This window comes from Lacrimispora amygdalina (genome assembly GCF_003432035.1).
Lineage (GTDB): Bacteria > Bacillota > Clostridia > Lachnospirales > Lachnospiraceae > Lacrimispora > Lacrimispora amygdalina.
Genome location: NZ_QOHO01000016.1, coordinates 64,497 through 88,390 on the forward strand (window position 1 = coordinate 64,497; position 23,894 = coordinate 88,390).

General features: G+C 42.5%; 23 protein-coding genes and 1 tRNA gene. 12 read left to right on the plus strand and 12 right to left on the minus strand.

Going from position 1 to position 23,894, the window contains the following annotated elements:
- Positions 1–7: 7 nt before the first annotated feature.
- The 4 genes from DS742_RS05440 to trmB form a co-directional block, all read right to left on the minus strand.
- On the minus strand, positions 8–361 hold the full coding sequence (locus tag DS742_RS05440; protein WP_117416001.1) for a GNAT family N-acetyltransferase: 354 nt from the start codon (positions 359–361) through the stop codon (positions 8–10).
- Positions 362–743: 382 nt separating this feature from the next.
- Positions 744–816: transfer RNA gene (locus DS742_RS05445), tRNA-Lys, on the minus strand.
- 111 nt (positions 817–927) lie between these two features.
- Positions 928–1,080 (minus strand): hypothetical protein, encoded by a 153-nt coding sequence (locus tag DS742_RS28745; RefSeq protein WP_170313372.1) that lies wholly within the window; start codon positions 1,078–1,080, stop codon positions 928–930.
- A 90-nt stretch (positions 1,081–1,170) separates the two neighbouring features.
- A complete protein-coding gene (gene trmB / locus DS742_RS05450) occupies positions 1,171–1,806 on the minus strand; it encodes a tRNA (guanosine(46)-N7)-methyltransferase TrmB (RefSeq protein WP_117416002.1) in 636 nt (211 codons plus the stop codon).
- 250 nt (positions 1,807–2,056) lie between these two features.
- Between trmB and DS742_RS05455 the strand changes: the two genes are divergently transcribed.
- The 10 genes from DS742_RS05455 (at position 2,057) to DS742_RS05500 (ending at position 11,863) form a co-directional block, all read left to right on the plus strand.
- A complete protein-coding gene (locus DS742_RS05455; RefSeq protein ID WP_117416003.1) occupies positions 2,057–3,142 on the plus strand; it encodes an SH3 domain-containing protein in 1,086 nt (361 codons plus the stop codon).
- A 219-nt stretch (positions 3,143–3,361) separates the two neighbouring features.
- Positions 3,362–3,673 (plus strand): ATPase, encoded by a 312-nt coding sequence (locus DS742_RS05460; RefSeq protein WP_117416004.1) that lies wholly within the window; start codon positions 3,362–3,364, stop codon positions 3,671–3,673.
- Positions 3,674–3,677: 4 nt separating this feature from the next.
- The gene (locus DS742_RS05465) at positions 3,678–4,724 is read left to right on the plus strand and encodes a V0D/AC39 family V-type ATPase subunit (protein ID WP_117416005.1); all 1,047 of its coding nucleotides are present in this window, start codon (positions 3,678–3,680) and stop codon (positions 4,722–4,724) included.
- A gap of 17 nt (positions 4,725–4,741) precedes the next feature.
- A complete protein-coding gene (locus tag DS742_RS05470; RefSeq protein WP_117416006.1) occupies positions 4,742–6,670 on the plus strand; it encodes a V-type ATP synthase subunit I in 1,929 nt (642 codons plus the stop codon).
- A gap of 21 nt (positions 6,671–6,691) precedes the next feature.
- Positions 6,692–7,123, plus strand: a complete 432-nt coding sequence (locus tag DS742_RS05475) for an ATP synthase subunit C (RefSeq protein WP_117416007.1) — start codon at positions 6,692–6,694, stop codon at positions 7,121–7,123.
- Between the two features lie 3 nt (positions 7,124–7,126).
- Positions 7,127–7,435, plus strand: coding sequence for a V-type ATP synthase subunit F (locus DS742_RS05480; RefSeq protein ID WP_097006078.1), 309 nt, complete (start codon positions 7,127–7,129; stop codon positions 7,433–7,435).
- 16 nt (positions 7,436–7,451) lie between these two features.
- Complete coding sequence (locus tag DS742_RS05485; protein ID WP_117416008.1) at positions 7,452–8,054, plus strand: V-type ATP synthase subunit E; 603 nt, start codon at positions 7,452–7,454, stop codon at positions 8,052–8,054.
- Positions 8,047–9,813, plus strand: coding sequence for a V-type ATP synthase subunit A (locus tag DS742_RS05490; protein WP_117416009.1), 1,767 nt, complete (start codon positions 8,047–8,049; stop codon positions 9,811–9,813). The genes DS742_RS05485 and DS742_RS05490 overlap by 8 nt, the downstream gene beginning before the upstream one ends.
- Positions 9,814–9,827: 14 nt before the next feature.
- Positions 9,828–11,231 (plus strand): V-type ATP synthase subunit B, encoded by a 1,404-nt coding sequence (locus tag DS742_RS05495; RefSeq protein ID WP_117416010.1) that lies wholly within the window; start codon positions 9,828–9,830, stop codon positions 11,229–11,231.
- 11 nt (positions 11,232–11,242) lie between these two features.
- Positions 11,243–11,863, plus strand: coding sequence for a V-type ATP synthase subunit D (locus DS742_RS05500; RefSeq protein WP_117416011.1), 621 nt, complete (start codon positions 11,243–11,245; stop codon positions 11,861–11,863).
- Between the two features lie 92 nt (positions 11,864–11,955).
- On the opposite strand, the gene DS742_RS05505 is transcribed toward DS742_RS05500, so the two are convergent.
- From DS742_RS05505 to DS742_RS05525, 5 genes are all read right to left on the minus strand, one after another.
- Positions 11,956–13,491, minus strand: coding sequence for a sodium/proline symporter (locus DS742_RS05505; RefSeq protein WP_117416012.1), 1,536 nt, complete (start codon positions 13,489–13,491; stop codon positions 11,956–11,958).
- Between the two features lie 216 nt (positions 13,492–13,707).
- Positions 13,708–14,298 carry a TetR/AcrR family transcriptional regulator gene (locus tag DS742_RS05510; protein WP_117416013.1) on the minus strand — a complete coding sequence of 197 codons (591 nt, stop codon included), beginning with the start codon at positions 14,296–14,298 and terminating at the stop codon, positions 13,708–13,710.
- A gap of 145 nt (positions 14,299–14,443) precedes the next feature.
- Positions 14,444–15,709: an L-cysteine desulfidase family protein gene (locus DS742_RS05515; protein WP_117416014.1), complete on the minus strand. Its 1,266-nt coding sequence runs from the start codon at positions 15,707–15,709 to the stop codon at positions 14,444–14,446.
- Between the two features lie 28 nt (positions 15,710–15,737).
- On the minus strand, positions 15,738–16,244 hold the full coding sequence (locus DS742_RS05520) for an L-2-amino-thiazoline-4-carboxylic acid hydrolase (protein WP_117416015.1): 507 nt from the start codon (positions 16,242–16,244) through the stop codon (positions 15,738–15,740).
- Between the two features lie 24 nt (positions 16,245–16,268).
- Complete coding sequence (locus DS742_RS05525; protein ID WP_242996397.1) at positions 16,269–17,570, minus strand: hypothetical protein; 1,302 nt, start codon at positions 17,568–17,570, stop codon at positions 16,269–16,271.
- A 297-nt stretch (positions 17,571–17,867) separates the two neighbouring features.
- Here DS742_RS05525 and DS742_RS05530 point away from each other — a divergent pair, with 297 nt between their 5' ends.
- Positions 17,868–18,512 carry a GntR family transcriptional regulator gene (locus tag DS742_RS05530; RefSeq protein WP_117416016.1) on the plus strand — a complete coding sequence of 215 codons (645 nt, stop codon included), beginning with the start codon at positions 17,868–17,870 and terminating at the stop codon, positions 18,510–18,512.
- Between the two features lie 14 nt (positions 18,513–18,526).
- A complete protein-coding gene (locus tag DS742_RS05535) occupies positions 18,527–19,504 on the plus strand; it encodes a phosphotransferase family protein (protein WP_117416017.1) in 978 nt (325 codons plus the stop codon).
- 34 nt (positions 19,505–19,538) lie between these two features.
- Here the strand turns inward: DS742_RS05535 and DS742_RS05540 are convergent, their stop codons facing one another.
- The 3 genes from DS742_RS05540 to DS742_RS05550 all read right to left on the minus strand — a co-directional run bounded on the left by DS742_RS05540 (position 19,539) and on the right by DS742_RS05550 (position 23,876).
- Positions 19,539–20,702, minus strand: a complete 1,164-nt coding sequence (locus tag DS742_RS05540) for a YibE/F family protein (RefSeq protein ID WP_117416018.1) — start codon at positions 20,700–20,702, stop codon at positions 19,539–19,541.
- A 95-nt stretch (positions 20,703–20,797) separates the two neighbouring features.
- Positions 20,798–22,306, minus strand: coding sequence for a purple acid phosphatase family protein (locus DS742_RS05545; RefSeq protein ID WP_117416019.1), 1,509 nt, complete (start codon positions 22,304–22,306; stop codon positions 20,798–20,800).
- A 211-nt stretch (positions 22,307–22,517) separates the two neighbouring features.
- Positions 22,518–23,876 (minus strand): citrate/2-methylcitrate synthase, encoded by a 1,359-nt coding sequence (locus DS742_RS05550; RefSeq protein ID WP_117416119.1) that lies wholly within the window; start codon positions 23,874–23,876, stop codon positions 22,518–22,520.
- Positions 23,877–23,894 lie beyond the last annotated feature (18 nt).

A 23,894-nucleotide genomic window follows, 5' to 3' on the forward strand; every position in this document is an offset into this window, starting at 1 on the left:
AGATACATTATATGGAAAGATTAAGATTGTATATTCTTATGGGATCATCTTTATCATCGGACTTTGAAATTTCAAAACCAAATTTTCCGTAAAAATGTTTTAGTCTGTCAATGTGGTCTAAATCAACAGAAGATATCCAACCAGTTATTTTATTATAATGGTTATCTTTCGCGTACTGGATAAGGTGTTTTACCAATGTGGTACCGATACCTTTACAATTATATCTGACATTTATGTCACATATCATAATAGAGTTATCTTTTTTTATTGCAGTTAACTTTGAATTTCCCTTTATAAATTTATGTCTAATAATAAATTTTATAATATTATCACATTCTGTTATTTGAACTTTAAATTTCATTTATCCTCCGAGGTGATGTACATGATAAAACTATATTATTATTTATTTCATAAAAGAATCTCAAGTACGCTTTATCAATTTTTAGCAAGTCCTATTAATTCAAATACATAAAAACATAATAAACAATGCTTTCATTTTGGAAACATTTGTATTCTTTGGGTTATATGAATGTTTCAGATTACGAAGCAATCTTAATTTATTTATGTTACAGACGCAGGGCACTTCTGAATTGCTGGTGTGGTTCCTGTGATATTACTTGTCTTCAGGAGAAACTTCGGACAAAAGGGCTTTTGTAAGACAAATAGATTCCCACAGTCATTTTTACACAAAGGAAAAGCACCGACCCCGCAGCTCTCCGTCTGCAAAACCAGTACTTTTTTAGTGCGCCTTCAGGGACTCGAACCCTGGACAAATAGATTAAGAGTCTACTGCTCTACCAACTGAGCTAAAGGCGCTTGTCTTTCGTTTTTTTGGTGTGCTCTCGTCTCAAGCACGTGTGTAATTATATAACCGTATTCAGCAAAAGTCAACACCTTTTTTACAAAATATTTACAACTTTTTCGAATTTATTTATTATTCGTATTTTTTTTCAAATTTCCACCCAGTGTTTTGTTCACTTCCACAAAAGATTTATTCCATGAAAGCATTTTTTTATTTAGCTCTGTTTTATCGCTGGTTGCCTGCAGAAGCTTATTTGTTACCTTATCTTTCATTCCCATGGTTTGCTCACCTGCCTCACCTTTTGGTTTATTATATGCAAAACCGGCCTCCTGGTTATAAATAGGAGACCGGTAATTATTTTTTACATATTAACGGCAGGCAACCAGCTTGTAGATAGGATTTCCCTTGGAGGAAAATTTCTCTTCGTATTCTGTCATTACATTTCCCGCTCCCATCTCGCTGTGATGCAAATCATATGTGAAGTCCACAATCTTCCAGCCCGCCCTTGGAATGGCTTCCAGAGAATAATCAAACAATCCCCTGTTATCTGTTTTAAATTCTACAACCCCATCCGGTCTTAAAATCTGGTTATACACCGCCATAAAATCTTCAGACGTAAGCCTGCGTTTTTCATGCCGGTCCTTAGGCCAGGGATCTGAAAAATTAAGATAAATCTTTTCAATCTCTCCCGGAGCATAAATTTCAGCGAGATTCTTGGCATCTACACACATGAAGTAAATATTGTTCAGTTCCAGATCAGCCCGTTTCTGCACTCCCCGCAGTAAGACACTGGGATACCGCTCAATGCCGACATAATTAATTTCCGGATGAAGTGTGGCCAGTTCCATGATGAAGCGGCCTTTTCCCATGCCGATTTCTATTTCTATTGGGTTTTCATTTCCAAATACTTCCTTCCAGCATCCTTTTTTCCCGGATGGATTTTGAATTACATAAGGACTCGTGGCGATTTCCTCTTCCGATCCGGGGATGTGACGTAGCCTCATAACTTTATTCCTCCAATTAATCATCTTTCCAATTCACGGCCTTTATGGGCGTATGGCAGATAGATTGTATCATACAGAATATAAAATGCGCAAGTTCATGTAAGGAAATCCCTGTATTTATATGCACCCGTATATTTTTTAATTTTCTCTTACAAATTGAAAATCAATAAAATAACAGGTGCGCAATTTATTATAATCTAGTATAATGTCTGTATATTAGGATATAACCGTTTTGCAAAGGAGGAAATACATGGGAACTATAGATAACAGTCTCTGGATCAAAATCCAGCAGGGTTTGAGGGAAACCGAGGCGCTCATGAACCAGAAGCAGTATAATATGGTAATGATCAAAGCCCGCCAGACTCTGGAATATATGATTCATTTTCTAGCCGAAAAGGCTTTGATTGTGGAAACCGATCTGGCTGACAGCATTGATCAGTTATATGAAGGACGATTTATTTCCCAGGCTGTCAAAGACCACTACCATCGGATTCGTGTTCTTGGCAACAAAGCAGTACATGAAGGCAGCGACAGCCCCTATGATGCTTCTGAAGCCTGCAAACTGCTTGCTGCTGAAGTCACTGCCTTTACAAACGCCTTTCACAGGAGCCGTCAGGACGGGCAGGTCCAGAGACCGCGCACCGCAGGAGTACAGGCCGCTCCTATAGCATCAAGAGCATCATCGCAAAGAGCCGCTGCAACAGCAGACGAGCCAAGAAGGACAGGAGCACCTCAAAGAGCCGCTTCAGGTTCTTCTCATAGAACCGCACAGGGCTCCGGTTCAAGGTCTGCCCAAAGACCTGTCCAGGGCTCAGGCCCTAGGAACGACAGACGTCCGGCTCCTCAAAACAGAAGCAGACGCCGCAACAGAAAAAAGAATTCTGATTTATCCGGATTATTAAAACCGCTTCTTATATTTCTGCTTCTTTTTGTTATCGTGGTGATTATTGTAAAACTGATACCAGGAAAAGATAAAAAGAACGAAACCCTGCCTACAGAGATATCAACTGAGATCACTTCAGAGGCTTTCTCTACCACTGCAGAAGCTACGACAGAACCTACAGAAGCAGAAACAGATCCTCCTAAAGTTTATACAACCAAAAGCAAACTTAATGTACGGTCCAAGCCCGCCTCCGACAGCACAAAGCTTGGAAGTCTGGCTTCAGGTACTGTTGTGGAGTATGTGGAAACCTATGATGATAAATGGACAGTTATCATGTTTGAGGGCAAACAGGCCTATGTTGCAACTGAATTTTTAACCGTAGCAGAAGGAACAGACGAATCACAGTCAGAATCAGAACCGGCTTCAGAAAGCACAAAAGCAGCTGGTCAATAATATTTTAAAGCGAAGAATCAGAAGTGAAACACTTTTGGTCTTCGCTTTTTTTGTTAACAATGCATAAGCAAAGTGCCATCGGTATACCTTATATTTATGTTGAAATTAAGTCAACAATTCGATTATTTCAAAAATTCTATGGAAATTTTTTTAATTTGTAGTATTATTATTAATTAGAACCTTTTTATTTAGTTCACTATTCACAAAAGGAGGGCAAAAATGGATGCTGTGATTGATAAAATATCTGAGATCGAATCAGCTGCCACTTCCATCATGGAACATGCCAATGAACAGAAAAAGGCGTTTGCAAAAGAAATGGAAGAACGCACTGCTGCATTTGATGCCCAGTTGGAAAATGAAACAGAGAAAGAAATAGAAAAGCTGAAAGCAGGTATGGAAATTAAAATGAACCAGCGCTTAAAGATGCAGCAGGATGAATTGCAGAAAATTTTAGTGGCGATGGAGAAAAACTTTGAAGCCCATCATACCCTATATGCAAAGGAACTATTTAACAACATGATAAAGGGGTGATTAAATGGGAAATCTGTTATCCTACAGCGGTTTAACAACCAAGGTACGGGCGATGGACAGCCACCTGATCACAGACGGCCAGTTCCGGGATATGGCAGCGCTTGAAACAGTTTCCGATGCAGTGGAGTATTTAAGGCATTTAAAAGCCTATGAGGGCATGTTTTCTGATCTGGACGATGAAAAACTTCACCGGGGCGCCATTGAACAGCGGCTGATCCTGTCACTGTATCAGGATTTTGCAAAGCTTTACCGTTTTTCCAACTTAACACAGCGTAAATTCCTTGATTTATATTTTATGCACTTTGAAATCGATATCCTGAAAAAATGTTTCCGTAATTCAATGGGACAGAACCGGCTGGATATCGATCTTTCTGTATTCAGGGACTTTTTTTCCAGACACTCCTCGCTGGATTTAATAAAGCTTTCCTCTTCCTCAAATTTACGTGAGTTTATAGCAAATCTGGAAGGCTCCATTTATTATGATCTGCTGGCACATTTAGAAGAGGGATCCGAAACGACCCTGTTTGATTATGAAGTACATTTAGATCTTCTCTATTTTAAAACAATATGGAAAGTAATGAGTAAATATTTAAACAGGAAGTCACAGGAACTTTTGATCCAGTGTTTTGGCAGTAAGCTGGACTTACTCAATATTCAGTGGATTTACCGTTCCCTTAAATATTACCATTTGAAATCTGCTGATATTTATGCACTGCTGATTCCTTTCCATTATCATTTAAAAAAAGATCAGACTGCGAAAATGGTGGAAGCCGGGACTATGGATGAATTTTTTTCTGTTTTAAAAACCACCTATTATGGTCAGAAGGCAGATATGGATATAAGGGAGAAGCCGGACTTAGAACAGCTTACCAGTGAAGTTCTCGATAAAATATACCGTTCCACTAGCAGACAAAATCCTTATTCCATCGCAACATTAAATTCCTATCTTTATTTAAAGGAGGAGGAAATTCAAAAAATTATTACACTCATAGAGAGTATCCGGTATCAGCTGAAACCGGATGAAATTATCTCCTATGTAGTAAAACAGTAAAGGGGGTTACTTTTCCTGTGATTGAAAAAATGAAGTTTTTAAGTATCACCGGACCGAAAGATGATATAGACCGGGTTATTGATACCTATTTATCCAAATATGAAATTCATTTGGAAAATGCGTTGTCCGAATTAAAAACGGTTAAGGATTTAAGACCTTATATCGAGACTAATCCGTATAAGGATACGTTTCAGCGTGCCCAGGAGCTGTGCAGACTTCTTCCGGATAGCAGCAGTGATTTTAACGCAAAGGCTATATCGGTTGAAGAAGCGGCAAAAATCGTTGAGGAAATCGGAACCCAGGTTGCAGAAATTACTGCCTCCCAGACAGCTGTTGAGGAAAAAATCAATGCCTTAAACCAATCTCTGCAAAAAATCATTCCGTTTACGGGACTGAATTACGACTTGAGTTCCATATTGCATTTTAAGTACATTAAATTCCGTTTCGGGCGCATTTTACATGAATATTATAACAAATTTGAAAGCTACGTTTATGACACCATAGACACAGTCCTTTATAAATGCCGGGAGGATTCGGAATACGTCTGGCTGGTTTACTTTGTTCCGGATACGGTTTCAAACCAGATTGATGCCATTTATTCGTCCATGCATTTCGAACGTTTTTTTGTGCCCGATGAATATAAGGGCACACCATCCGATGCCATTCATTCCCTTCAGGATAAAATAAAGGTCCTTGAGACGGAAGCAAATGCCATCAAAAAGAAATTATCGCAGATACTGGAAACGCGGCGGAGTGAACTTTTATCCGCCCTGCACAGGCTGGAAACCTTCTCCACTAATTTTAATGTGAGAAAGCTTGCCGCATGTACCAAACAGAACATCAATACCTTTTATATTCTCTGCGGCTGGATGAGCTGCCGGGATGCCAAAGCGTTTCAAAAAGAGATCTCCGATGATAAAAAGACCTTCTGTATTGTGGAAGATGACCACAGCAACATTATGAGCGATCCTCCAACCAAACTGCTGAATCCAAGGCTGTTTCAGCCATTTGAACTGTTTATAAAGATGTACGGTCTTCCTGCTTATAACGAGATTGACCCAACTATTCTCATCGGAATTACTTATTCATTCCTGTTTGGCTTCATGTTCGGGGATGTCGGGCAGGGACTCTGCCTCCTTTTTGGCGGATTTCTTCTTTTCCGTCTGAAAAAAGCCAGCCTGGCGGCCATCATTTCCTGCTGCGGATTCTTTTCCACCATATTCGGATTCCTTTTTGGCAGCGTCTTCGGATTTGAAGATGTGATACACCCCGTATGGCTGAGGCCGATGGAGCATATGACCAACCTTCCGTTTATAGGAAAGCTGAATACCGTATTTATTGCGGCGATCTGCATTGGTATGGGAATCATACTTCTTACCATGATTCTGAATATTATTAACAGTTTCAGGTCACACGATCCGGAACGAACGTTTTTTGATACCAACGGCGCAGCCGGGCTTGTCTTTTATGCAAGCCTTGTCCTTACCATTGTTCTTTATATGACAGGCAATCCCATTCCGGCATCCGCAATTTTATTTTTGATGTTCGGTCTTCCGCTTCTCGTGATTTTCTTTAAAGAACCGCTTACTGCCCTGCTGGAAAAGAAAGCGGCGGGACTGCCGGAAGGAAAAGGCATGTTTGTAATACAGGGATTTTTCGAACTCTTCGAAGTTCTCCTAAGCTATTTTTCCAATACACTGTCCTTTGTCAGAGTAGGCGCTTTTGCAATCAGCCATGCTGCCATGATGGGGGTGGTATTAATGCTTTCCGGCGCGGAAGCTGGTAACCCCAACTGGTTTGGTGTGATCTTAGGCAACCTGTTTGTCTGCGGTATGGAGGGACTGATCGTGGGAATTCAGGTCCTTCGTCTGGAATATTATGAATTATTCAGCCGTTTCTACCGTGGAACCGGCCGTGCATTTAAACCTTACGGAAAGAAAAATTAATCATTTCAGGAGGAAACCAATATGTCAACATTAGTAAAAATTACATTAGCAGCTGCATTACTATTAAGCATCGCAGTCCCGTTCGGAGCATTTGCCATGGGTGAGAAATCAAAAGGGCGTTACAAAAAAGCGCTTGGAATTAACCTGCTCCTTTTCCTTGGTACAATAGCCGTTTCCGGTATTTTCCTCTTTAACGGACAGGCAGAAGCTGCAGAAGCCGCTTCGAATGCCGCCGGAAGCGTAGCCGGCATGGGCTATCTGGCAGCTGCTCTTTCTACCGGTCTTGCCTGTATCGGCGGCGGAATCGCTGTTTCCGCAGCAGCAAGCGCAGCTCTGGGTGCTATCAGCGAAGACAGCTCCATACTTGGTAAATCATTAATCTTCGTAGGTCTTGCCGAAGGTGTCTGTCTCTATGGCCTGATCATATCCTTTATGATCCTGGGTAAATTATAATTTATGAAAATGTATCTGATCAGCGACAACGTAGATACCTGGACGGGAATGAGACTGGCTGGTGTGGAAGGCGCTGTCGTTCATGAAAAAGCAGAATTGAAGAGCCAGCTTGATAAGGTTCTGGCCGACAAAGAGATCGGGATCATTCTCTTGACGGAAAAATTCGGGAAAGAATTTCCGGACATCATCAATGATGTGAAATTAAACCGCAAGCTGCCGTTAATCATTGAAATTCCTGACCGCCACGGTACCGGCCGCAAGCCCAACTTTATCACGGACTATGTCAACGAAGCAATCGGATTAAAACTATAAGAAAGAGGTGGTCATCTTGACAACTGAGGAAAAATTGCAGCACTTCCTTGAGTTTTGTATGGAAGATGCCAGGTCCCGCAGTGCAAAGATGCTTGATGAATATACTGCTGCCTTAGAGCAGACCTTTTCTGAACATCAGGAGGATGCAAAACGCAGAGCAAAACAGCAGGTGGCATCACAAAGCGAACAGATCGAAAGAGAGATTAACAAGCGGCTCTCCTTAGAACAGATCGGCACAAAACGTGAATTTGGAAAAAAGCAGGATGAATTAAAAGAAAAACTGTTTCTGGAATTAAAAGAAATGGTAATAAATTTCATGGCTACTCCCCAGTATACGGAACTTCTTCAAAAAGAAATCAAAGAAGCAAAAGAGCTGGCCGGAAAAGAATTTATCACCATCTATATTGACCCTGCAGATGAGGAAAAGATCCGGAGCTTATCATTACCGGAAAGTGCTGATATCCGGGTCAGTGAGTATTCATTTATGGGAGGCACCAGAGCTGTCATTCCCTCCAGGCACATTTTAATCGATAATTCCTTCCAGACCAAGCTGGCGGAAGCAAAACGGGATTTCAGGTTCAATATTAAAGATTTGATGGGAGGTACGGCAAATGACTAATACAGGCACCATTTCCGGCATCAACGGCCCTGTCATCTATTTAAAGGGTGATCCCGGATTCAGAATGAATGAAATGGTCCATGTGGGAGAAGATCATTTAGTCGGCGAGGTCATCGGACTTACAGACCGCCGCACCATTGTTCAGGTATATGAGGAAACCAGCGGCATAAAACCAGGGGAAACGGTTACCTCCACAGGTTTTCCTGTTTCCGTTACTCTGGCTCCCGGCATTCTTAACAATATATTTGATGGTATTGAACGCCCCTTAAGTGAGATCGCAAAAACAGGGGGCGCTTATATTGACAGGGGAATACACGTCGATTCTCTTGATACAAAAAAGCTTTGGCAGACTCATATCACGGTGAAAAAAGGGGACCGGCTGCTTCCCGGTGCGATTATCGCAGAAGTGCCGGAGACTCCCGCCATCGTTCACAAGGTTATGATCCCTCCTGATGTGGAAGGAACCGTTCTTGACGTAGTGGAAGACGGCTCTTATACCATTTCCGATCCGATTATTACACTGAAGCTGACAGATGGAACACAAAAGCAGCTGACCATGACACAGAAGTGGCCCATCCGGGTTCCAAGACCTACGTTAAAACGGTATCCGGCAACCAAGCCGCTTATCACCGGGCAGAGAATTATTGATACACTATTCCCTCTTGCCAAGGGCGGAACTGCCTGTATTCCGGGAGGTTTCGGTACAGGAAAAACCATGACCCAGCATCAGATTGCCAAATGGTCCGATGCCGATATCATTATCTACATCGGCTGCGGAGAGCGCGGTAATGAGATGACTCAGGTACTGGAAGAGTTTTCACAGTTAATTGACCCCCGTTCCGGCAATCCATTAATGGACCGGACCACCCTGATTGCCAACACTTCCAATATGCCTGTGGCAGCCCGTGAGGCCAGTCTTTATTCCGGTCTTACTCTGGCAGAATATTACCGGGATATGGGATATCACGTTGCCATCATGGCAGATTCCACCTCACGCTGGGCAGAGGCCCTTAGAGAATTATCCGGCCGACTGGAAGAAATGCCTGCTGAAGAGGGATTTCCCGCCTACTTAGCCTCACGTTTATCCGCATTCTATGAGCGCGCAGGTATGATGCAGAACATTAACGGAACAGAAGGCTCCGTTACCATCATTGGTGCGGTATCTCCCCAGGGAGGTGACTTCTCCGAGCCGGTAACACAGAACACCAAGCGTTTTGTCCGCTGCTTCTGGGGTCTTGACCGGAATCTTGCCAATGAGCGGCATTTCCCTGCCATTCACTGGCTTAGCAGTTACTCCGAATATTTAACAGATCTGGCTCCCTGGTATCTGGAAAAGGTAGATAAAAAATTTGTGGATTACAGAAACCGCATGGTGTTTATCCTGACCCAGGAGAGCAGCCTGATGGAGATAGTCAAGCTGATTGGCGGAGATATGCTTCCTGATGACCAGAAACTGATTTTAGAGATCGCAAAGGTCATCCGAATCGGATTCTTACAGCAGAATGCCTTTCATAAAGACGATACCTGCGTTCCTATGGAAAAGCAGTTTAAAATGATGGACTTAATTCTCTACCTGTATAAAAAGTCCCGCTCTCTGGTTTCAATGGGAATGCCCATGTCCGTTTTAAAGGAAGATCCTGTCTTTGATAAGATCATATCTCTGAAATATGATGTGCCCAATGACAGACTGGATATGTTTGATGATTACAAAAAACAGATTGATAACTTTTATGATTCTGTCATAGAACGAAACGCATAGGAAGGAGGCAGACGATGGCAATCGAATATTTAGGCTTAAGTGCAATCAACGGACCCCTGGTTGTTTTAGAAGGTGTTCAGAATGCTGCCTTTGACGAAATCGTGGAAATGACAGTAGCTGGAAAAACCCAGAAACTGGGACGTATTATTGAAGTTTATGAAGATAAAGCAATTATTCAGGTGTTTGGCGGGACGGATGGACTGGCACTTCGGAATGTCCACACCCGGCTGACCGGGCATCCCATGGAGCTTGCTGTTTCAGAAGACATGCTGGGAAGGACTTTTAACGGCATTGGTGAACCCATAGACGGACTTGGTGATATCAATTCAGAGATTTATCTTGATATTAACGGTAAGCCGTTAAATCCCGTAACAAGAGAATATCCAAGAGATTATATCCGTACCGGAATTTCAGCCATTGACGGCCTGATGACCTTAATCCGCGGCCAGAAGCTCCCCATATTTTCCGGTAACGGGCTTCCCCATGATGAACTGGCGGCGCAAATCGTACAGCAGGCATCTTTAGGTGATGATTCCAAATCAGAAGAAAAATTCGCTGTAGTATTTGCAGCCATGGGTGTTAAATATGATGTGGCAGATTTTTTCCGCCGTACCTTTGAGGAAAGCGGCGTATCAGACCACGTGGCAATGTTTATTAATCTGGCCAATGACCCGGTAGTAGAACGTCTTATCACGCCTAAAGTGGCTCTTACCCTGGCAGAATATCTGGCCTTTGAAAAAGGTATGCATATCCTGGTTATTTTAACGGATATGACCGCCTATGCCGAGGCACTTCGTGAGGTTTCATCCTCCAAAGGAGAAATCCCATCCAGAAAAGGCTATCCCGGCTACCTTTACAGCGAGCTGGCTTCCATCTATGAACGTGCCGGAATTGTTAAGGGAAGACCTGGATCGGTTACCCAGATCCCCATTTTAACCATGCCAAACGATGACATTACCCACCCCATCCCCGACCTTACCGGTTATATCACAGAGGGACAGATCGTTCTGGACCGGAACTTATACGGGCAGTCTGTTTATCCGCCCATTAACGTACTCCCGTCCTTAAGCCGTCTGATGAAGGATGGAATCGGCGAAGGCTTTACCCGTGCTGACCACCAGGGTGTGGCAAACCAGCTGTTTTCCTGCTATGCCAAGGTAGGGGACGCAAGAGCGCTGGCTTCCGTAATTGGTGAAGATGAGCTTTCCCCCATTGATAAAAAATATCTGGTCTTTGGCAAAGCATTTGAAGGCCGTTTTGTGGGACAGGGTAATCACTCCAACAGAAACATTCTTGAGACCTTAACCATCGGCTGGGAGCTGCTTGGTCTTTTACCAAGGGCCGAACTGGACCGTATCGACACCAAGGTATTAGACCAGTATTACAGGGAAACCACCGCTGAATCTTCAGTTGAATAGGAGGGGTCAGAATGAATCCGAATACATTTCCAACCAAGGGGAATTTAATCCTTGCGAAGAACTCGCTGACATTAGCCAGGCAGGGTTATGAGCTGATGGATAAAAAGAGGAACATCCTGATCAAAGAACTGATGAGCTTAATCGATGAGGCAAAGGGAATTCAGTCGGAGATTGACGTTACATTTACTGCTGCGTATAAAGCGCTTCAAAAGGCTAATATTGAACTGGGAATAAACTATGTCCAGGATATTGCTATGGCCGTGCCCATTGATGACAGGGTGCGCATTAAGACCCGAAGCATTATGGGAACTGAGATTCCGCTTGTGGAGCATGAGGAAATGCCTCTTAATTTAACATACGCTTATTACAGCACCAGAGAATCCCTTGATGAAGCCCGTTATCATTTTGAACGGGTTAAAAAGCTTTCCATAAAACTTTCCATGGTAGAAAACTCCGCTTACCGTCTGGCTAACAGTATTAAAAGGACCCAGAAACGGGCCAATGCATTAAAGAATATTACGATCCCCCGCTACGAGACTCTTACCAGAAACATTACCAATTCTCTGGAAGAAAAGGACCGTGAGGAGTTTACAAGACTTAAAGTTATTAAGCGAACGAAGAAAAGTATGTAATCACAAAAGTGCCGCTTAGTCTTTATCAAATTAAAAATTGCAAACAAAAACTGCCATAGCATACATCTGCCGGCAGTTTTTTTGTTTTTTTATTATTTTCTGACTGAGTCAAATTCTTTATATATTTCACCATCAGGCTCAGGGGTTAACAAAGATACGATGATTATTGCTGCACATGCGACGGTAAATGCAGGAAGAAGCTCATATATGTTAAAGATACCGCCCATGGGACGTACCAGATACTTCCATATAAATACCATCGCTCCGCCTGTTATCATACCAGCGACAGCCCCATAATAATTACTTCTTTTCCAAAACAGGGCAAACAGCATGACTGGCCCAAAGGAAGCTCCGAAACCAGCCCAGGCAAAGGAAACAATGGTAAATACCGAACTATCCGGATCCCAGGCAAGGAACACTGCGATCAGTGCCACCCCGATTACAGTCAGCCGGGCTGCCAGCATAGAGGTTTTATGGCTTACCTTAAGTTTTAAAAAGTCCTGCATCAGATTCTGAGACACTCCTGATGCGGCTGTTAAAAGCTGGGAATCAGCAGTTGACATGGTACATGCAAGAATACCTGCAAGAACTACACCTGCCAATACCGAAAAAATAAAGCCATGGCCTCCCAGAAGACCAGCGAGTCTGATAATAACGGTTTCTGCTTCCGACCCGGAGGCAAATAGCGGAATACGGCCTGCAACAGAAACGCTGTAACCAATGATTCCAATAAGGATTGCTACAAACATGGAAATCACAACCCAGGTAGAAGCAATGCGGCGGGATGTTGTAAGCTTATCCTCATCACTGATTGCCATAAAACGAAGAAGTATGTGGGGCATTCCAAAATAACCCAGCCCCCACGCCATAGTTGACACTATATTTAATATACCATAGGGAGAAGATGTCTGGTCTGCCATATTATGAGCTCTGCTCATGCTTAAATATCCGTCCAGGGCACCTGCATTCTCCATAACCTTATCCCAGCCGCCAGAGACTGATATTCCGTAAAATACGATAATGACGAGAGAAATACTCATAACAATACTCTGGACAAGATCCGTAGTGGATACCGCCATGAAACCGCCCATTACGGTATATCCAACGACAACAATTGCACCAAAAATCATGACAGTATGATAATCTACATGAAACAGGCTGTTAAACAACGTGCCAATGGCTTTAAAGCCGGAAGCGGTATATGGTATAAAGAATACCAGAATGATAACAGCAGATATACACATTAATACGTTTTTTTCATCCCGGTAGCGTCTGGAGAAAAAATCCGGAATTGTAATGGTATTGCATACTACCGAATACCGGCGAAGGCGTTTAGCAACTAAAAGCCAGTTTAAGTAAGTACCTGCTGCCAGACCGATTGCTGTCCAGCCGGCATCTGCAATTCCGGTCATATACGCAACACCCGGAAGTCCCATCAGAAGCCAGCTGCTCATATCAGATGCCTCTGCACTCATGGCGGTTACTAATGGTCCCAGCTTCCTCCCTCCCAGGTAGAATTCATCAGCCGAGTCGCCACCGCCCTTTTTGCTGTAATAAAATCCGATATAAACCATAGCCACCAGATAAATCAAAATGGCAGACAATATGCCAACTTGCTCTGTATTCATTACGTTCCTCCTTGTTACACTTTGATTTCTGCTTTTTTTCTTATAAAACCCAACGACAATGGGTGTATTATAGCATCAACAAAAATAGAACGCAACGCAGAACGAAGTATAGACTAAATACTGTACTTTTTTATTAAAAACAAAATTATTCTTTTATTTTATAAGAGTTTTTAACTATACGATATTTAAATATAAATATAATACAAGTATGCAAAATTATTTTTCCGGCAGGAATCCGCTTAGAAACGATGGCAGCACAGATGCACTATACTGTCTGAGCGGATATTCTCCTCCGCACAGGCACCAGTCATATAAAAGTGCACGTTCACAGAGAGCGTAGAGCTTCACCATTTCACTGACGCTCATTTTAGTCCCAATCTGTCCTTCTTCCTGACCCTGGGCTATGATTTTTCTTAAAAGTTTGTAATAGGTCCGGTTGTGGTCCAGTAAATGCTTTTCACCACTGGTAACCAGCTGCGTAGATAACAGCCTTGCCAGCAGATCAATGGAAATACTGTTCTCTATCATTCCAAACAGCTCACTGTTTAGCTGCAGCAGCTTCTCTACAGCCGGGAGTTCAGAATCCAGCTGCGTTTTCAGTTCTTCATATTTATCATCAAACAAAACACTAAGAGTGCTGAGAAGAGCATCTTTTCCATCAAAATAATGATAGAACGATCCTTTGGAGGTCTTGGAAAGTTCTATGATTTCCTCCACCGTTGTATCTTCATATCCCTGTTCATAAAACAGTTTCCAGGCAGCGCTTACGATTTTCCCCCTGGTATTGCGCACACTTTTCTTTGCCACGAGACAATTCCTCCTTATTTTCATCCTGAGATGAAATCACACGATTTTAGTATATCATAGGAAAGGAAAAAACGTCTATGAAATAAAAATGTTATCGTGACCTTATAACAGTCACGATAACATTTTACAGAGGAGGAATTTTATTTTATCTGCCTATCATAATATTAAGTATCTCTACATCGGTAGATTTCATACCCAGACGCCCCATTCGTCCGATATTCTTTAAAGTTTGTTCATAGTCTTCCTCAACCAGTCCCTCCCCAAATGGGAAAGAATGATTGCGGATTGCCATTTCATAGCCGAGAATACCAGCATCAACTGCACTGGAAATTTTTGCCGCACAAGAATCTTTTGCTCCATCACATACAATACCGCCAACATTTCCAAGAGCATTGATCAGCGTTTTACCAATGATATCATAATCAGCGCCCTGGAGATAAGCAATTCCGCAGGCTGCCGCAGCTCCGGCAGAAACAGCCCCGCAGTATGCAGATAAATTCCCGATATATCGTTTTTGGTGCAGAGATAAAAGGTTGGTAAGAACAAGTGCCCTGATAAGTACCTCTTTTTCTGCATTTAATTCCTTTGCATAAACGACAACCGGCATCGTACAGGTGATTCCCTGGTTTCCACTGCCAGAGTTGATAATAACCGGCATGGCGCAGCCATCCATCCTGGCATCGGAACCGGCTGCCGCAGCTGCTCTGGCTCTGATCCTGATATCATTGTTGGATAGAAGCATCAGTGTCCGTCCAACTTGTGAGCTCCAGTCCTGAGTCAATCCCACCTCAGATATGGCGGAATTATACTCAATCTGCCTGTTTATAATATCCTCAACATCTTTAAGATCTGCCTCATTTGCAAATTCAAGGATCTCCCTGATATTAAGCTGTGATTTATCCCCTGAATCCTCAATTTGTATACCCTGCTGCCAAAATACAATCTGATTGTTTTTCTCAATTTTAGAGATATGATTATGTTTTGTCTGAATCTCCACGGCTGCAGACTCAGACCCTGCAGTCAGATAAGCGCGTATAAAAAGATTTTCTTCCCCTTCTTCCAATTCGCAGGTACAAAGTCCCTGTTGGTTTAATTTTCTGGTCAGTTCAATATCTTCTTTGCCAGCACCGCTTATTACTTCAAGCTCAGAATCCGGATTACCAGCCACAACGCCTAAAATAGCCGCCACTTCTACGCCTTTTTGTCCGCCGGAATTAGGAACAACAACACCCTTTACATTTTTAATAATATTTCCGCTGCAGCGAAGAAGAATGTGATCAGGCATTTGGCCAAGTACTTCCCTTGCTTTTGCAGCAGCAAGCGCTATGGCAATTGGTTCTGTACATCCCATGGCAGGAATCAGTTCACCCTTTAAAATCTTCAAATAGTTATCATACTGAGTTTTTTTCATAGAAGTGTTCTCCTTAACGGTGCTGTGCTTATTTCTCTTTTTTGTAGAAAGAAACTTCGCATGTTTTACAGCCCTTTGCAATGGTATCACCTAAATGGAATTCATATCCCATCGCATTTGCGATACCCCGGTCTCCATCCATGGCCATATCACATAATTTCTCACATGCTGCATCATCAAATCCCAGATCCTGCCAGGCTTTTAACAGCGGACAATGATGAAATTCCAGATCCACTCTGTCTTTGTTTTTTGTCTTAAAAGTTATTTCAAATGTTTTTTGAAGAGTTGGAGAGAGAAATGTGTCAGCAAAGACAGATACATCTTCTGCATCCGGACATTTTTCTCTGATCTCATTTCCCTGGGTATTTCCTGTTTCAGAAATTGCCTGACGGATAACTTTTTCCATTTCTTCGGCCATGCCGGCTTCACATCCCTTTGTATAGGTCAGGCCTGTCCATGTGGCGCGATGTCCGATGGCACCTCTCTGGATGTCTACTACTGTATCCCCTTTGATCGTAATTTTATTATCAATCATGTTATTATCCTCCTGATTTTTTTATTATTTAAAAAATATTGCCATTACCAGGCCCGCAATTAAAACCGACCCTGAAGTTGCACTCACAAAACCTGATACCAGAGTCTTCGGGAGCATGTGTTCTTCTAATATTTTGTATTCCTCATCATTATCAGAAAGCACCTTAGCTGCCTCCACGCTTAAGGTATAGCTGGCCGGAAAGCCGCCTGCCAAAGTACCCAGCCCAATCGCAAATGACATGGCTGCACTAAGTCCCAGCTTTTTTCCTACCGGAATAGAGAATGCTGCCACACCTATTACCGCTAAGACAATCAGTACTGCAAAGCTTTTTAATAACTGCACCAGAGTTTCCGGAGTTACCGACTTTAACTGCGAAAATACAAACATCATAATTATGGTGTACACAAATCCCATGCTGCGGGAACGTACCAAAACATTTTTATCAATAAAGCCCAAAGCAGTGCCAAATACCCCCAGAAGCAATGCCCACACAAATTTAGAAACATATCCCATTGTAAGTTTATCAAGATAACCCGCCATAACCGTCAGCGTTACAATAAAGAATAAATGGGTGAAATCACTTTTGAAGCTTTCTGGCATCTGCGGAAAAACATAACCTTTCTTTGTTTCTTCCGCTTTTCCGCCGCTTGAAGCAGCAGACTTGTCAACAGTCATCTTCCCTTCACGAAACGCTTTTAAAACAGTTTTGCCTTCCTTTTTAAGACATAAGCTGGTCAGAGGGTATCCTGCAAACCCCTGTAAGACATATACTGCCATTGCCAGAATCGCCAATTCTTCAGTTGGTGCAACGCTCTGCATCATCATGGCAGCTACAAAACCTCCGGTAAGCGGCGGTGCAGCGATTGCAGCCGTCTCTCTGCCAATCAAAAAACTGCCAACTGTTAATATGACCACGAGAATTCCCAGCATACCCGCTAAAGTCACAACAACCGTTTTCCACTGATCAATCAATTCTCTGATATTGAGCATGGTACCCAGATGGACCACCATAATCATAACGAGAAACGTAGGGAGATTGGCAGCTATTCCGCCTAACTGCAGGATGTCCTGCGGGAAGTATGTCCAAAATCCAACGACAAACAGTATCGCTGTAATAAACATGGACGGAACGAAAGCCTTGGTAGCCAGTGAGAATAATTCACCGACGATCAGTAGAACTAACATGGTAAGAAATGCTGTCTGTGTGTCCATTTTGACCTGACCAGTGGCCACCTGGTAAACGCCGAAATAGAGGAATGATACAATCATGACACACAAGAGGAGGTACCCAATTAGATGTTTTTTTAAACTCGTCTGCTTATCCATACCTTATTCCTTTCTTGTTTTGGTTTTAATACACTGTGTACTTGTGCTAATCATATCACGAGTTTATCACCTAATCAATACTAATTATCAACTTCTACATAATTAACTATTTTTTATCATTAAATATGTGAATATGTCACAATAAATTTGCATTTAATTAACATAATTTGAGTTTGTGATATGATCAGAATAGTGTGAATTCTACTGTTAATCATATTATACCCGGTTAATATTGACTTAATTTTCCAAGAAATGTATAATAAAAGGACTTATGTCGCAACAAAAAGGGGGATTCATATGTGTGAAAAAAACTCAGATACATCACTAAAACAACAGGTGCATGATGCATTGATTGCTGATATTATCAATGGAGTATATTCTGGGAGCACAATTCTTACGGAAAAATTTTTAATGGAAAAGTATAACGTTAGCCGTGCGCCAATCAGAGAAGCGCTTACACAGTTAACTGCTACGCTTATTCTTACAAGTATTCCAAGACAGGGGTATAAGATTTGCCAGCCAACCGCTGAGGAAATATATGAGATTGTCAAATTCCGCTCATCTCTGGAGTGTTCATTCTTACGTAATCTTACAGCAGGCATTGATCGTGAATGGATCCAGGAACTAAGAACAATCTGTATTAATTATACCAATTGCGGCCCCAGTGATTTTATAGGAAAGTGGCATTTAAACTGCGATTTTCATTTAAAGCTTTTCTCTGTTTATGGCAACCGCTATGCTTATAAACAACTTCAGGATGCGTTAAATATTCAAACTATTTACTTTATTCAGAAAAAGCAGTATGCCAGCATGGATTTACATATGGCCCTTATTGATTATATTGAAAAAAATGAACTATCTATTGCTGAAACAATTTTAAAAGCAGATATTGAGAATCTGTTAATACCCACCGCGGCACCAATTGATAATAGCAATTATTGAAAGGATGGTGACAGATGAACAGTCTTACTAAAAATATTCAATCAGAAGAGACGCTTCTTTCTCTCATTCACCGCGCATTTCCTGATGCATTCTGTACCGGCATAGAGGAACTGACAGAAGGATATTTTAATGCAGCCTACAAAATCTTCCTGGATCACGCTCCTTCCTGCATATTAAAGATAGCGCCTCCAAAAGAGGCCCCTGTTATGTCATACGAGAAGAATATTATGATGAGCGAAGTCCTCGCCATGCATACAGTGAAGGAACAGTCCGATATACCGGTTGCAGAGGTCCTGTTTTACGATGACAGCCTTACCCGGCTTAATTCTCCATACTTTTTCATGGAGATACTGGAAGGAGCCAGTTTACACTCCATTCTTCCCAGTCTTTCTGCGGCAGTGCAGTCGGAGATTCGTACAGAAACCGGAAGATGGAACCGAAAAATCAACGAAATAAAGGGCAGTAAGTTCGGCTATCCCGGACAGCCGGCTTTACAGGGAGATAACTGGCATCAGGTTTTTGCCCTTATGACTGGGCTGGCATTTTCAGATGGAGAACGCTTGTCCATCGACTTAAAGATATCCAGGGAACAGCTGTTTAAAGATTTAGATGAAAGCAAAGTAATCTTTGATGAGGTTAAAGTACCTAGTCTTGTACACTGGGATTTATGGGATGGGAATATCTTTGTAAAAGACAACCGGATTACCGGTTTGATAGACTGGGAAAGAAGTCTCTGGGCAGACCCCCTGATGGAAGTGGGATTCCGTACTTATGGCACAGACAGGGATTTTTACAAAGGTTACGGCATTGACCGCCTTTCAGAAAAAGAATACTTACGTGCTCTCTGGTATGATGTTTACACCATGCTCCTGGTTTCCCAGGAATGTGATTACCGCCAATATGAAACAAGGGATATGTATGACTGGGCTTCCGGTCATCTTGCCGATAAATTTAACGAGCTTCACCGCGCCCTGCATTCCATGTCCCTGTGATTTTGTCAGACTCGTTCAGACAGTCCAGCATGTATCAGCGGTTTATCCCCCATTTTGCAGCTGTTAAGGATGCCATCAGTGATACAATCGGGATCGTCAGCACAACTCCCAGACTTCCGGAAATTCCCTGCATAACCTCTATTACCATATTATTTGAATTGATAATCTGAAGATACGGTAATTCATAGGCATAGTTTAACAGCAGCGTGCTGACCCCGCTTCCCACAAATGCAAGAATCAATGTATTCACCATGGTTCCCATGGCATCCCGGCCTACATTCATGCCGGAGCGAAACAGCTCTTTTGCCCCCAGTTCAGGATTATTGGCATGTATCTCAAAGACAGTAGACGATATGGACATTCCCACATCCATTACTGCACCAAGAGCAGAAATCAGTAATCCGGAAAATAACAGTTCCCCTACACGGATTCCCCGAATATTTTCCAGCACTGTCAGGGATTCGATATCTGATACATTATATCCTGAGATATGGGCCGCCGCTCCGAATACACAGGCCGATACTCCGGCAATGACAACTCCGCTGACTGTTCCAGCCACAGCACACAAGGTTTTTCCAGACCACCCACCCAGTAAGTACATGGTGATAAACGTAGTAACTGATGCAACCAGTACTGCTGCAAAAAACGGGGAATAGCCCTTGTAAATCATTGGTATGTAAAGCCATATGATGCAGATAAAGGTAAATATCAGACCTGCACAGGCATAAAAACCTTTCCGGCCGCCGATTAAGCAGACAACCATAAAAAACAGCAGCACAAATCCGAGAACAGCCCACTCCCTGTCCACGCTGTAAACCGTATGAATGGAGATATCACCGGATACACTTTGTATCACAATTACATTCATTCCAGGTTCACAGGCCGCTCCGAACAGATATCCATTGTTACTGGTTGCTTCAACCATTTTTCCTTTCATTGATCCTGAACGGATCTCAAGCAGAACTTTCTGCTGACCCGTCCTGCTGCCATCTTCCTGTAAGTTGTCCGTAAGAACCTCTATGACCCGTCCCCTCTCAAACGTTCTTCCTTCTGCAGATATGAGACTGGCAATATCAATCTGATTAAAGCGCAATAAAAAAAGGATGAATCCTGCAATAAACACTGCAAATACAGCCCACTGAAGCCACCTCTTTTTCTGAATTTTCCATGTGGATTTTTCCTGCTCCTTAAATACCATATATAGCGGCTCCTTCCTCACCGGTTGCATTTATTTTTTGTAATAAAACCGGGACACTCTGACTCAGTTATATGCCCCGGTTTATTCTTACCACATTATCTCCTGGATGCGTTGGTCTTTTTTAACTCGTAGGTATTATCAATTTTCTGAACCTTCCCGCCCGCAATTTCATATGTATCAATTGCAAAGGTGTTGCTGTTAATACGAATTACGGAATAAGTGGGATTCCAATTCTGGCTTCTTACTGCAATATAATCCTGTTTACTGGGGATCAGTTCATAATATTTGCTTCCCGTGGCAGAATTGGCTTCCATATAGAGGGTGCCGTCTCCATTTGTTACACCTCCGGTCATTGTATTTGCAATGGTGTAGCAGTTATTCTGGGCCTGATAGGAAGCATCCGTATAAGGATATACATTTCCTGCCTCATCTTTTACATTATCCCAGTCATAGAAGTTATAGTTGGAATGAGTTTTAGAGTCAGACTTTAATAAATAGCTTCTGGAATAGGTATGGTCATGTCCCTGAAGCACAACATCCACATCATATTTATCCATAAGGGGAGTGAGCTGGGTCCTGAGCACAATCCCGTCAGAGTCCGAGTGGTCAAGACCGCTTCCATAAATATCCTGATGAATCATTACAATTCTCCAGTTTGTATTGGGATATGTTTCAACTGCCTGGCGCATTGCCTGTTCATGCTCCGCGCAATTATAGTTATTTGTATTGAGCACCACATAAAGAGCAGGACCGTACTTATAGAAATAATCACCACCTGCCGTAGTCTTACCCAACTGCGTATCATTAGGATTATTAAAATGGAGACTATAGCTTTCATTGGTAGAATCATGATTTCCTATGGTCGTGGAAACAGGAAGGGATTTCATCCAGTCCGCATTTAAAAAACCTGCATATTCGATTTCATTTCCCGGATCTCTCCCTTCAACATTTTTATTAATCTGATCTCCTGCAGAAAGTATAAAACTGATATTCGGGTTTGCATTCATTGCCGTGTTTAAAGTCTTGTTCCAGCTGAAAGCATCATTGCGGGCTGCCGTATTTATATCTGATTTATTTTCCAGTTTATCTCCTCTGGAAGTGGTTTGTCCTTTTGAAGCTCCGATCTGGGGATCTCCTACGTAAAGCATGGAATAACTGTTAAAATTATGTGTTTTAAAGGAGGCAGTTTCAGACGGTTTGCCATTTTTATAATACCGATAATAATACGTGGTGTTCTCAGCCAGGGAATCCACCGTCACCCGGTTACTCTGATATCCGTCAACCGCCTGTACCGCACTTCCTTCATATGCAGTTGACTGACCCATATCACTGCGTCTGGATATTTCAACCTTGGGAGTAGCCGTTCCATCGGTTTTTGAGTACCATGCAAAGTTTAATTTTGTCTCGTCTGTACCTGGTGTGAGGGCTATTTTTTCATAATCCCGGCTCACCTGCCCATCCCACTTCTGCGTCCATGCATCCCACGCCTGATCAGTGGTAGAATCAGAAAAGTGCTCCGTTGCCGCATATACGTATCCTCCCGCCAATGCCGCCGTTATGGCAGCTAAAATAAAAGCAGCTGCATAATTCTTTCTGCTCTTCATACTTAAGTCCTCCTTATACTCCTGGGTTTGATGTTCAATCGTATTGTTTTTCTGAATGGAAGCGCCTCTCATTTTCTAAAGCATAAAACGACCGGTTATAATATTCAAGATACTTTTCGAAAGCTTTACAAACTATATCCGGAATTTACATATTTAACCGGCAAACCACAAAAAAACAGGCATTGCAGCCTGCTTTTTATCTTTTCTGAAATCATCTGAAATCCAAAGGATTATACTCCTCTTCCTGCATTACACTGACATAAGCCGGACGTATAATCTTATCCATATTTATCAGTTCCTCAATCCGGTGGGCACTCCAGCCCACGATTCTTGCAATTGCAAAAATGGGGGTAAATAATTCCTTTGGAATGTCCAGCATACTGTAAACAAATCCGCTGTAAAAATCGACATTTGCACTGACCCCTTTATAAATCCGGCGTTCTTCGCCGATTACCTTAGGCGCCAGCCGTTCTATGGCTGAATAAAGGTTAAAATCTTCCAAACGTCCCTTTTCTTCAGAGAGCTGTTTCACAAATCCTTTGAATATTTCCGCACGCGGATCCGATTTGGAATAGACAGCGTGTCCCATGCCGTAGATCAGGCCCTTCCGGTCATACGCTTCCTTATGAAGCAGCTTCCTTAAGTACTTCTCTACTTCCTCTTCATCCTTCCAGTCATGAACCTCTTTCCTTAAATCTTCCATCATCTCAACTACTTTGATATTCGCACCGCCGTGTTTCGGTCCTTTCAGCGATGCCAGGGCTGCCGCCACTACACTGTACGTATCGGTTCCGGAAGAGGTTACCACATGAGTTGTAAAGGTGGAGTTATTACCGCCTCCGTGTTCCATGTGAAGAATAAGAGCCAGATCAAGAACATGAGCTTCTACTCTGGAATACTTCATATCAGGCCGCAGAAGCCTTAAAATGTTCTCTGCTGTGGACAGTTTTTCATCCGGTCTGTGGATATACATGCTTCCACCCCGCTCATAGTGATTAAAAGCATGGTATCCATAAACTGCCAGCATCGGCATCACACTGATTAACATCAGGCTTTGGCGAAGCACATTTGGCACCGATATGTCTGCCGCTTTTTCATCATAGGCTGAAAGCGTCAGAATACTTCGTGCCAGAGTAGACATCATGTCATGACTCGGTGCTTTCATCACTACATCCCTGACAAAATTAGTAGGAAGCGTCCTGCTGAAGCCTAATGTCTTCGAAAAGCGGTCCAGCTGTTTCTTATCTGGCAATTCTCCGAATAAAAGAAGATAAGCGATCTCTTCAAACCCGTACCTTCCCTCCTTCACCACTCCGTTTACCAGATCATAAATATTATATCCCCGGTAATAAAGTTCTCCTTCGCAGGGCACTTTTTCTCCGTCTATGGTTTTACTCGACAAGATCTTTGACACTTTGGTCAGTCCGGCAACCACTCCGTTGCCGTTTTTATCTCTAAGCCCCCTCTTTACATCGTATTTGTCATAGGATTCCAAGTCAATCCGTTCATCATTTAAACAGATATCCGACCATTCCTGTACATTTTTTTCAAATTCTTTCTGATCAATCATGCAAACACCTCTTTCTGA

Bases quoted from the DNA above. Each gene is read 5' to 3' on its own strand.
- DS742_RS05515 (WP_117416014.1), bottom strand. From the start codon at position 15,709: ATGAAAAAAACTCAGTATGATAACTATTTGAAGATTTTAAAGGGTGAA.
- DS742_RS05495 (WP_117416010.1), top strand. From the start codon at position 9,828: ATGGCAATCGAATATTTAGGCTTAAGTGCAATCAACGGACCCCTGGTT.
- DS742_RS05455 (WP_117416003.1), top strand. From the start codon at position 2,057: ATGGGAACTATAGATAACAGTCTCTGGATCAAAATCCAGCAGGGTTTG.
- DS742_RS05490 (WP_117416009.1), top strand. From the start codon at position 8,047: ATGACTAATACAGGCACCATTTCCGGCATCAACGGCCCTGTCATCTAT.
- DS742_RS05440 (WP_117416001.1), bottom strand. From the start codon at position 361: ATGAAATTTAAAGTTCAAATAACAGAATGTGATAATATTATAAAATTT.
- DS742_RS05500 (WP_117416011.1), top strand. From the start codon at position 11,243: ATGAATCCGAATACATTTCCAACCAAGGGGAATTTAATCCTTGCGAAG.
- DS742_RS05530 (WP_117416016.1), top strand. From the start codon at position 17,868: ATGTGTGAAAAAAACTCAGATACATCACTAAAACAACAGGTGCATGAT.
- DS742_RS05540 (WP_117416018.1), bottom strand. From the start codon at position 20,702: ATGGTATTTAAGGAGCAGGAAAAATCCACATGGAAAATTCAGAAAAAG.
- DS742_RS05505 (WP_117416012.1), bottom strand. From the start codon at position 13,491: ATGAATACAGAGCAAGTTGGCATATTGTCTGCCATTTTGATTTATCTG.
- DS742_RS05460 (WP_117416004.1), top strand. From the start codon at position 3,362: ATGGATGCTGTGATTGATAAAATATCTGAGATCGAATCAGCTGCCACT.
- DS742_RS05520 (WP_117416015.1), bottom strand. From the start codon at position 16,244: ATGATTGATAATAAAATTACGATCAAAGGGGATACAGTAGTAGACATC.
- DS742_RS05535 (WP_117416017.1), top strand. From the start codon at position 18,527: ATGAACAGTCTTACTAAAAATATTCAATCAGAAGAGACGCTTCTTTCT.
- DS742_RS05550 (WP_117416119.1), bottom strand. From the start codon at position 23,876: ATGATTGATCAGAAAGAATTTGAAAAAAATGTACAGGAATGGTCGGAT.
- DS742_RS05545 (WP_117416019.1), bottom strand. From the start codon at position 22,306: ATGAAGAGCAGAAAGAATTATGCAGCTGCTTTTATTTTAGCTGCCATA.
- DS742_RS05465 (WP_117416005.1), top strand. From the start codon at position 3,678: ATGGGAAATCTGTTATCCTACAGCGGTTTAACAACCAAGGTACGGGCG.
- DS742_RS05525 (WP_242996397.1), bottom strand. From the start codon at position 17,570: ATGGATAAGCAGACGAGTTTAAAAAAACATCTAATTGGGTACCTCCTC.
- DS742_RS28745 (WP_170313372.1), bottom strand. From the start codon at position 1,080: ATGGGAATGAAAGATAAGGTAACAAATAAGCTTCTGCAGGCAACCAGC.
- trmB (WP_117416002.1), bottom strand. From the start codon at position 1,806: ATGAGGCTACGTCACATCCCCGGATCGGAAGAGGAAATCGCCACGAGT.
- DS742_RS05475 (WP_117416007.1), top strand. From the start codon at position 6,692: ATGTCAACATTAGTAAAAATTACATTAGCAGCTGCATTACTATTAAGC.
- DS742_RS05480 (WP_097006078.1), top strand. From the start codon at position 7,127: ATGAAAATGTATCTGATCAGCGACAACGTAGATACCTGGACGGGAATG.